The organism is Pseudoalteromonas sp. P80D2 (assembly GCF_036680945.1).
GTDB classification, from domain to species: domain Bacteria; phylum Pseudomonadota; class Gammaproteobacteria; order Enterobacterales; family Alteromonadaceae; genus Pseudoalteromonas; species Pseudoalteromonas shioyasakiensis.
On the sequence record NZ_JAZDAR010000048.1, the window covers coordinates 96,694 to 103,893 of the forward strand.

The following is a 7,200-nucleotide window of genomic DNA, read 5'->3' on the forward strand; positions in this document are numbered from 1 at the left end:
TGCATTCACTATAAAGAGGATCTTAATGTTTAACTTACTCAGCAAAGCGCCAAGCTCTGCTAAAAACGATATTCTATCAGGCTTGACCGTTGCGTTGGCATTGGTACCAGAAGCGGTTGCGTTTGCTTTTGTTGCTAATGTTGAGCCTTTGGTTGGTTTATATGCCGCATTTATTGTTGGCTTAATTACGGCTATTTTTGGTGGTCGTCCAGGTATGATTTCTGGTGCTACCGGTGCACTAGCCGTTGTAATGGTAAGTTTAGTTTTAGATCATGGCGTAGAGTATTTATTTGCTACCGTGTTATTGATGGGGATACTGCAAGTACTCGCAGGTATCTTCAAGCTCGGCAAGTTTATTCGCATGGTTCCGCACCCAGTAATGCTGGGCTTTGTAAATGGTCTTGCGATTGTTATTTTCTTAGCTCAACTTGGGCAATTTAAAGTACCAGACGGGATGGGCGGCCAACAGTGGATGGAAGGGCAAGCACTTTATATTATGCTTGGCTTAGTAGCGTTAACTATGGCTATTATTCATTTCTTACCTAAGCTAACCACTGCTGTACCTTCATCGTTAGCTGCCATTGTTACTGTAACAGCGATTGTGATTGGCTTTGATTTAGAAGCGCGCACTGTACTTGATTTCTTAAAAGGAATGACAGGCAATGAGCAAGCAACGATTGCCGGTGGCTTGCCGGAGTTCCATATTCCAATGGTGCCATTTAATCTTGAAACATTAAAAATTATCTTCCCTTATGCATTAGTTTTAGCGGCGATTGGTTTGATTGAATCATTATTAACACTGACCTTAATTGACGAAATTACTGAAACCCGTGGTCACAGTAATAAAGAGTGTATTGGTCAAGGCGCTGCAAATATTACCTGTGGTTTCTTTGGTGCAATGGGTGGTTGTGCGATGATTGGTCAATCTATGATCAATATTAACTCGGGCGGTCGCTCACGTTTATCTGGTATTAGTGCAGCAATAATACTGCTAGCATTCATCATTTTCGCAGCCAGCCTCATTGAGATGATCCCATTAGCTGCCCTAGTTGGCGTTATGTTCATGGTTGTACTTGGTACCTTCGAGTGGGCAAGCTTCAAGATGATGAAGCGTGTGCCTAAGTCTGATGCTTTTGTTATTGTGCTTGTTTCAGGTGTAACCGTAGTAACAGACCTTGCGATCGCGGTATGTGTGGGTGTGATTGTTTCGGCTTTAGTTTTTGCTTGGCAGCATGCGAAACACATTTACACAAGCAATTACATCGATGAGCAAGGCTCTAAAGTGTATGAGCTTCATGGTCCTTTATTCTTTGGTTCGGTTAAGAACTTTGCCGAGTTATTTGATGTTAAAAATGACCCAGAAGACGTGATCATTGAATTCAAACATAGCCGTGTTGCTGATCACAGTGCGATTGAAGCGATTGACAGTCTTGCAGACAAATACGCAAAAGTGGGTAAGAAACTGCATTTACGTCATTTAAGCCCTGATTGTATTCAACTATTACACAATGCGCGTGATTTAGTTGAAGTGAATGTGATTGAAGATCCAAATTATAAAGTGGCTTCAGATAAACTAGCTTAAAAATAAAGCAGAGAAAAAGCGAAGGCTGTTGTGGCCTTCGCTTTTTTAATGTCTGAAGAATGCGGTAAGGCTATAAAAAATTAAGATAGGCGGCAGTGCTTTGTTCTCGTGACTATCGGTATAATAAAAATAATTATGAAAGGTAATCTGATATTTTGAATTGGCAATCATTAGTTGATAATCGACAACGCTTTTTCTGGGTTTTGCAAATAGCAGGCTGGATAGGTTATGCGTTAGTTAATTATATCGGCTCAAAAGTCTTTGAAATGCGTGATATTTACGTATTTGTTATTGTATTAAACGCTTATGCAGGCTGTTTAATGACAGTACCTTTACGTTATATGTATCGTAAAGTTTGGAATGCCTCACCTTGGGTATTAATGCTTGTCGTTTTTGGTGCTTCCTATGTCACAGGCACATTATGGGCCGTTGTACAAAAATTCAATTTATGGGAAATCTACCGTCACGGTTACCGTCCAAATGAATGGTTTTATTACTTTCAACAAGGGTTAGATTCGGTTTATATCATTCTTTGTTGGAGTGGTTTGTATTTTGGTATTAAGTATTACCAGCTATTGCAAAGTGAGCGACAAAAGGCCCTAAAAGCAACGACTATGGCTCACGAAGCTCAGCTGAAAATGCTGCGCTATCAACTTAATCCGCACTTTTTATTTAATACCCTAAATGCAATCTCAACCTTAATTTTGGTAAAAGAGAACAAAGATGCAAATTTAATGGTGTCAAAATTGAGTGACTTCTTACGATACACACTCAATACAGACCCAATAAAAAAGGTGCCATTAGAGCAAGAAATTCATGCCCTCATGCTGTACTTAGAAATTGAAAAAGTACGCTTTGATGAACGTTTACAAGTTAATGTAGATGTAAGCGAGCAGGCAAATGAAGCCTTGGTACCAAGCTTGATCCTCCAACCTATTATCGAAAACTCGATAAAATATGCGATAGCGCAACTAAATGAAGGTGGTGTGATTGATATTAAAGCACAAGTTTTTGCAAATGAACTATTATTGGAAGTAGGCGATAATGGTCCTGGCACTGAGCTTAAAAATGGCCAACTGGTTAATTCTCAAGGCGTTGGCATAGCTAATACACAGGACCGCTTAAAAACACTTTATGAGAACAACTACTCGTTTGTTCTCTCTGACAATACGCCAAGTGGATTAAAAGTTAATCTGCGCGTTCCGTTTGAAAAGGCTGTTAAGAAATGAGCAAAATTAGAACTTTGATCGTTGATGATGAACCGCTAGCAAGAAAAGGCTTAGCAGTTCGACTTTCTGAGTTTAACGATTTAGAAGTCATTCGTTTATGTAGCAATGGTCAAGAGGCAATTGATGAATGCTTATCGGGCAATATTCAATTGGTTTTCTTAGATATTCAAATGCCAAATATGAACGGTTTTGAAGTTGCAAGAGCACTTAGCGAGAGCGTTAATCCATTACCCGCTATTGTGTTTGTAACGGCTTTTGACCAGTTTGCAGTTAAAGCATTCGAGATTCATGCGTTGGATTATATTCTTAAACCAGTCGATGACAACAGACTAAAACAGGCGGTAGAAAAAGTGCATACCTATTTAAAAACGCAACAAGATAACGCCCATAAGAAAAAACTAGCGAGCTTTGTTGCAGGTATTACAGGCAATAATTGCGAAGAAATTTTAAAGAAGTTAGCAACGGGCGATAGCCTTGCTGACCGTCGTTATCCAGAATCATTAGCGGTAAAAGAGCAGGGCGAGATTGTTCGTGTGCCTGTTATTACAATTCAATGGGTTGATGCGGCTGGTGACTATATGTGTCTTCATTGCCAAGATGGGCAAACGCATATCCTTCGTAAAACAATGAAAGAGCTTGAACAAGAGCTTGATCCACAACTATTTGTGAGAGTTCATCGCAGTGCCATTGTTAATACTAAGCAAATTAGCAAACTTGTAACTCAAGTGAGTGGTGAATACCTATTAGTGTTAGATAACGGCCAAGAACTAAAAGTAAGCCGTAGCTATCGCGATAAAGTGAAAGCAGCGCTCGCGAGCTAATACCAACCCGCAATAATACTTAATCATTTTGAGGGATCAAACCTGTCGCTAACTGCGTTAAAAATTTCTCATTTAGAACAACTAAATAACGAAATTTTTGCCTTGTAATCAACGAGGTTTTATTGCCTCAAAATAGACTACTTAATTAAGCGGATTGGTATAATAGCTATTCAAAATTTAATAAGTTAAAAACAAAAAAGGCGCAATTATTAATTGCGCTTTTTTTATGAAAGTTCGTAACAGATTAAACAGTTACAATCTTCATAGTGTTTGTTGCACCAATAGTTTCCATTGCATCACCGTGAGTTAAAATCACAGTATCACCAGCTACTAGTGAGCCTTGCTCAACAAGCGTGTTTAATGCATCACGTACCATGCTTTCGTCTTCACACTTCGTTGAATCAAAGAATACTGGATAAACACCACGGTAAAGTGCTGTTTGGCCCAGCGTACTTGGATGACGTGATAATGAATAAATTGGTAAACCAGAGCTGATGCGCGACATCAATTTAGCTGTGCTACCTGATTCAGTCAGAGTCACTATAGCTTTAACAGAATCTAAGTGGTTAGCTGCATACATCGCAGATAATGCAATTGATTCAGCATTTGATGAAAAACGGCTGTCTAAACGGTGCTTAGAAACGTGCGTTTCTTTTTGTGATTCAGCACCTAAACAAACGCGAGCCATAGTCGCTACTGTTTCTTCAGGGTAGTCACCAGCGGCTGTTTCTGCAGATAACATAACTGCATCAGTACCATCTAATACGGCGTTTGCTACGTCCATAACCTCTGCACGTGTTGGCATAGGGTTATCGATCATTGATTCCATCATCTGTGTTGCAGTAACAACAGTACGGTTAAGTGAACGAGCACGGCTAATGATAAGCTTTTGCTTACCAACTAGGGCTGCATCACCAATTTCAACACCTAAGTCACCACGAGCAACCATTACAGCGTCAGAAGCAAGTACGATATCGTCAATTGCTTCAACAGTTTCAACGGCTTCTGCACGTTCGATTTTCGCTAATAGTTGTGCGTTTGAGCCAGCGGCTTCTGCTAAAGAGCGAACATAACGCATGTCATCACCACTGCGTGGGAATGAAACAGCAATATAATCAACGCCAATCTCAGTAGCAGTGATTAAATCTTCTTTATCTTTATCAGTGAAAGCAGGGGCTGTTAAACCACCACCTAAACGGTTGATACCTTTGTTATTTGAAAGTACGCCACCAACAGTAACAGTCGTGTGAACTAGGTCACCGTCAACGCTATCTACTGTTAATTGAATTAATCCGTCGTTTAATAACAGTAAGTCGCCTGTTTTAACGTCGTTAGGTAGCTCTTTATAGTCGATACCTACTGCATTAACGTCGCCTTGGCCTTTTTCCATTTTCGCATCAAGGGTAAATTTTGCGCCAACTTCTAGGTTTACTTTACCGTCTTTAAACGTTGATACACGAATTTTAGGACCTTGTAAGTCTGCAAGGATAGCAACGTGTTTGCCTAAACGCTTAGCAATGCTGCGTACCGCTTCTGCGCGGTCTTTGTGATCTTGTGCTACGCCATGTGAGAAGTTCAAACGAACCACATTTGCACCAGCACGAATAATTTTTTCTAGGTTGTTATCGCGATCGGTTGCCGGTCCAAGGGTCGCAACAATTTTTGTGCGTCTTAGCATCAAATTCTCCTGTGCGCTCAAATATATTAAGCGAATTGATGGTTATCTATTAAAATGTCGTGCTATAAACCTTTAATATAGGCTTATACATAAGCACAATGTAGAACTCATAAGTAAAAAATGATTGTTTTTACTTATGAGAATCTGGCTCTTTGTATTAATTATAGAGTATACAAAGGGTGAATGACGTTATTATGACACCGGTGTCAGATAGCGTCAATACACATACCTTTTTAAAGGGTATTATAAAAATCTGGTCCGATGCCTTGGTTATTTTGATATACTGAGGGCAACGTCGCTTCATGATTTCGATGATTTATCTCAAGTTGGCTGTCAAGCTCGCATTTTTGGGCTGCTTGGGTATAATGCGCGCGTAATTATTTTGATTAACTAACCAATAGTTGTTACCGAGGAGGACACTAAATGCAAGTTGCATTAGTAGGGTTAGGCGTTATGGGTAAAAATCTTGCCCTCAACCTGATTGAAAAAGGGCTGACATTAGTAGCTTATGATAAAAACCCAGATGCGGGTGCCGAGTTACTAAGCTGTGCGAAAGCACTAGGTTTGGCAGACCGTTTACATATTGTGTCTGATTTAAATGATATGGTTAGACGCTTAGAGCCGCCTCGTTCGATTCTTCTTTTAGTTCCTGCTGGTGAATTGGTTGATAAAGTATGTACAGAGCTTGCAGAAGCAGGTGTTGACTGTGATGACATTATCGTAGATTGCGGCAACAGTAACTACAAAGATGGCATTAGCCGTAAACTTAAATATCAAAACAAATTTGAATTTGCCACTATGGGTATTTCTGGCGGTGCAGAAGGCGCACGTCACGGTCCTGCAATGATGGCAAGTGGTTCAGAAGGCGGCTGGGAGCGTGTTGAGCCGTGGTTTGAAAAAGTAGCGGCAAGCTACAAAGGTGAGTCGTGTTTTGCACGTGTAGGCCAATCTGCAAGTGGTCACTTTGTGAAAATGGTGCATAACGGTATCGAATATGCGTTAATGCAATTAATTGCAGAAATGTATCAACTATTACGTTTAGGTACTAATCGTTCACCAAAAGAAGTGGCTGACATTTTCAATGAATGGTCTGAAGGCACTTTAAATAGCTACTTATTGTCAATTTCAAGCCATATCTTAAGCCTTGAAACGACAGAAGGTGAGCCGCTAGTTGATTTAATCGACAATAAAGTTGGCGCGAAAGGTACAGGTTTATGGACTGCACAAAATGCCTTAGAGCTTGGTATTGCAGTGCCATCACTAGTTGCAGCTGTTCAAGCACGTCACTTAACAAATACTTGTGATACGCATGCTGCTAAAGAAATGACTTACGCTGCTAAAGCAACTGATACCGTTGATTTAGACTTAGCAGAGCTAAAAGATGCATTCACATTGGCAAGTTTACTTGCTTACCGTCAAGGTTTAGCCCTTATCAAAGGTGCGTCTCGTGCTCATCAGTGGAAAGTAGATCTTTCTAAAACGCTACAAACGTGGCGCGCAGGTTGTATCATCCGTGCTGATTACTTAGACAATGTAGCTGAAGGTGTAGAATTTATTGATTCTATGCAGCGTGAATCAGCAGCATTACGTAAGGTAACGGGTGCAGCAGTTGCATCTGGTCTTGCATTCCCAGTGTTAACTGCAACGCAAACTTACATTGCGACGTTAACAACACCAAGTAATGGTCACCTTGTTCAAGCACAACGTGACTACTTCGGTGAGCATGGTATTAAAACTCATAGTGGTGAGATTTGCCATTTAACAGACTTAGTTGAGATTGACGAAAAAGTTCGTTAATTATCAAAAAGCATAAAAAAGGCACCAATTGGTTAATGCTGATCAGTTAAGAAGTTGATCAGTTGACCGATCAGAATGATCATGCACAATCCG

The 7,200-nt window shown here is 40.2% G+C and carries 5 protein-coding genes; 4 read left to right on the forward strand and 1 reads right to left on the reverse strand.

What is annotated here, in order from left to right:
• Nucleotides 1-25 precede the first annotated feature (25 nt).
• From VRK28_RS14730 to VRK28_RS14740, 3 genes are all read left to right on the forward strand, one after another.
• A complete protein-coding gene (locus VRK28_RS14730) occupies nt 26-1,582 on the forward strand; it encodes a SulP family inorganic anion transporter (RefSeq protein WP_054561410.1) in 1,557 nt (518 codons plus the stop codon).
• Nucleotides 1,583-1,737: 155 nt separating this feature from the next.
• On the forward strand, nt 1,738-2,811 hold the full coding sequence (locus tag VRK28_RS14735; RefSeq protein WP_269407961.1) for a sensor histidine kinase: 1,074 nt from the start codon (nt 1,738-1,740) through the stop codon (nt 2,809-2,811).
• Nucleotides 2,808-3,632, forward strand: coding sequence for a LytR/AlgR family response regulator transcription factor (locus tag VRK28_RS14740; RefSeq protein WP_063529805.1), 825 nt, complete (start codon nt 2,808-2,810; stop codon nt 3,630-3,632). The genes VRK28_RS14735 and VRK28_RS14740 overlap by 4 nt, the downstream gene beginning before the upstream one ends.
• 244 nt (nt 3,633-3,876) lie before the next feature.
• Here VRK28_RS14740 and pyk read toward each other — a convergent pair whose 3' ends face one another.
• Complete coding sequence (pyk, locus tag VRK28_RS14745) at nt 3,877-5,310, reverse strand: pyruvate kinase (protein ID WP_138601084.1); 1,434 nt, start codon at nt 5,308-5,310, stop codon at nt 3,877-3,879.
• A 423-nt stretch (nt 5,311-5,733) separates the two neighbouring features.
• Between pyk and gndA the strand changes: the two genes are divergently transcribed.
• Nucleotides 5,734-7,107, forward strand: a complete 1,374-nt coding sequence (gndA, locus tag VRK28_RS14750; protein WP_054553937.1) for an NADP-dependent phosphogluconate dehydrogenase — start codon at nt 5,734-5,736, stop codon at nt 7,105-7,107.
• Nucleotides 7,108-7,200 lie beyond the last annotated feature (93 nt).

Bases quoted from the DNA above. Each gene is read 5' to 3' on its own strand.
- VRK28_RS14730 (WP_054561410.1), top strand. From the start codon at position 26: ATGTTTAACTTACTCAGCAAAGCGCCAAGCTCTGCTAAAAACGATATT.
- VRK28_RS14740 (WP_063529805.1), top strand. From the start codon at position 2,808: ATGAGCAAAATTAGAACTTTGATCGTTGATGATGAACCGCTAGCAAGA.
- pyk (WP_138601084.1), bottom strand. From the start codon at position 5,310: ATGCTAAGACGCACAAAAATTGTTGCGACCCTTGGACCGGCAACCGAT.
- gndA (WP_054553937.1), top strand. From the start codon at position 5,734: ATGCAAGTTGCATTAGTAGGGTTAGGCGTTATGGGTAAAAATCTTGCC.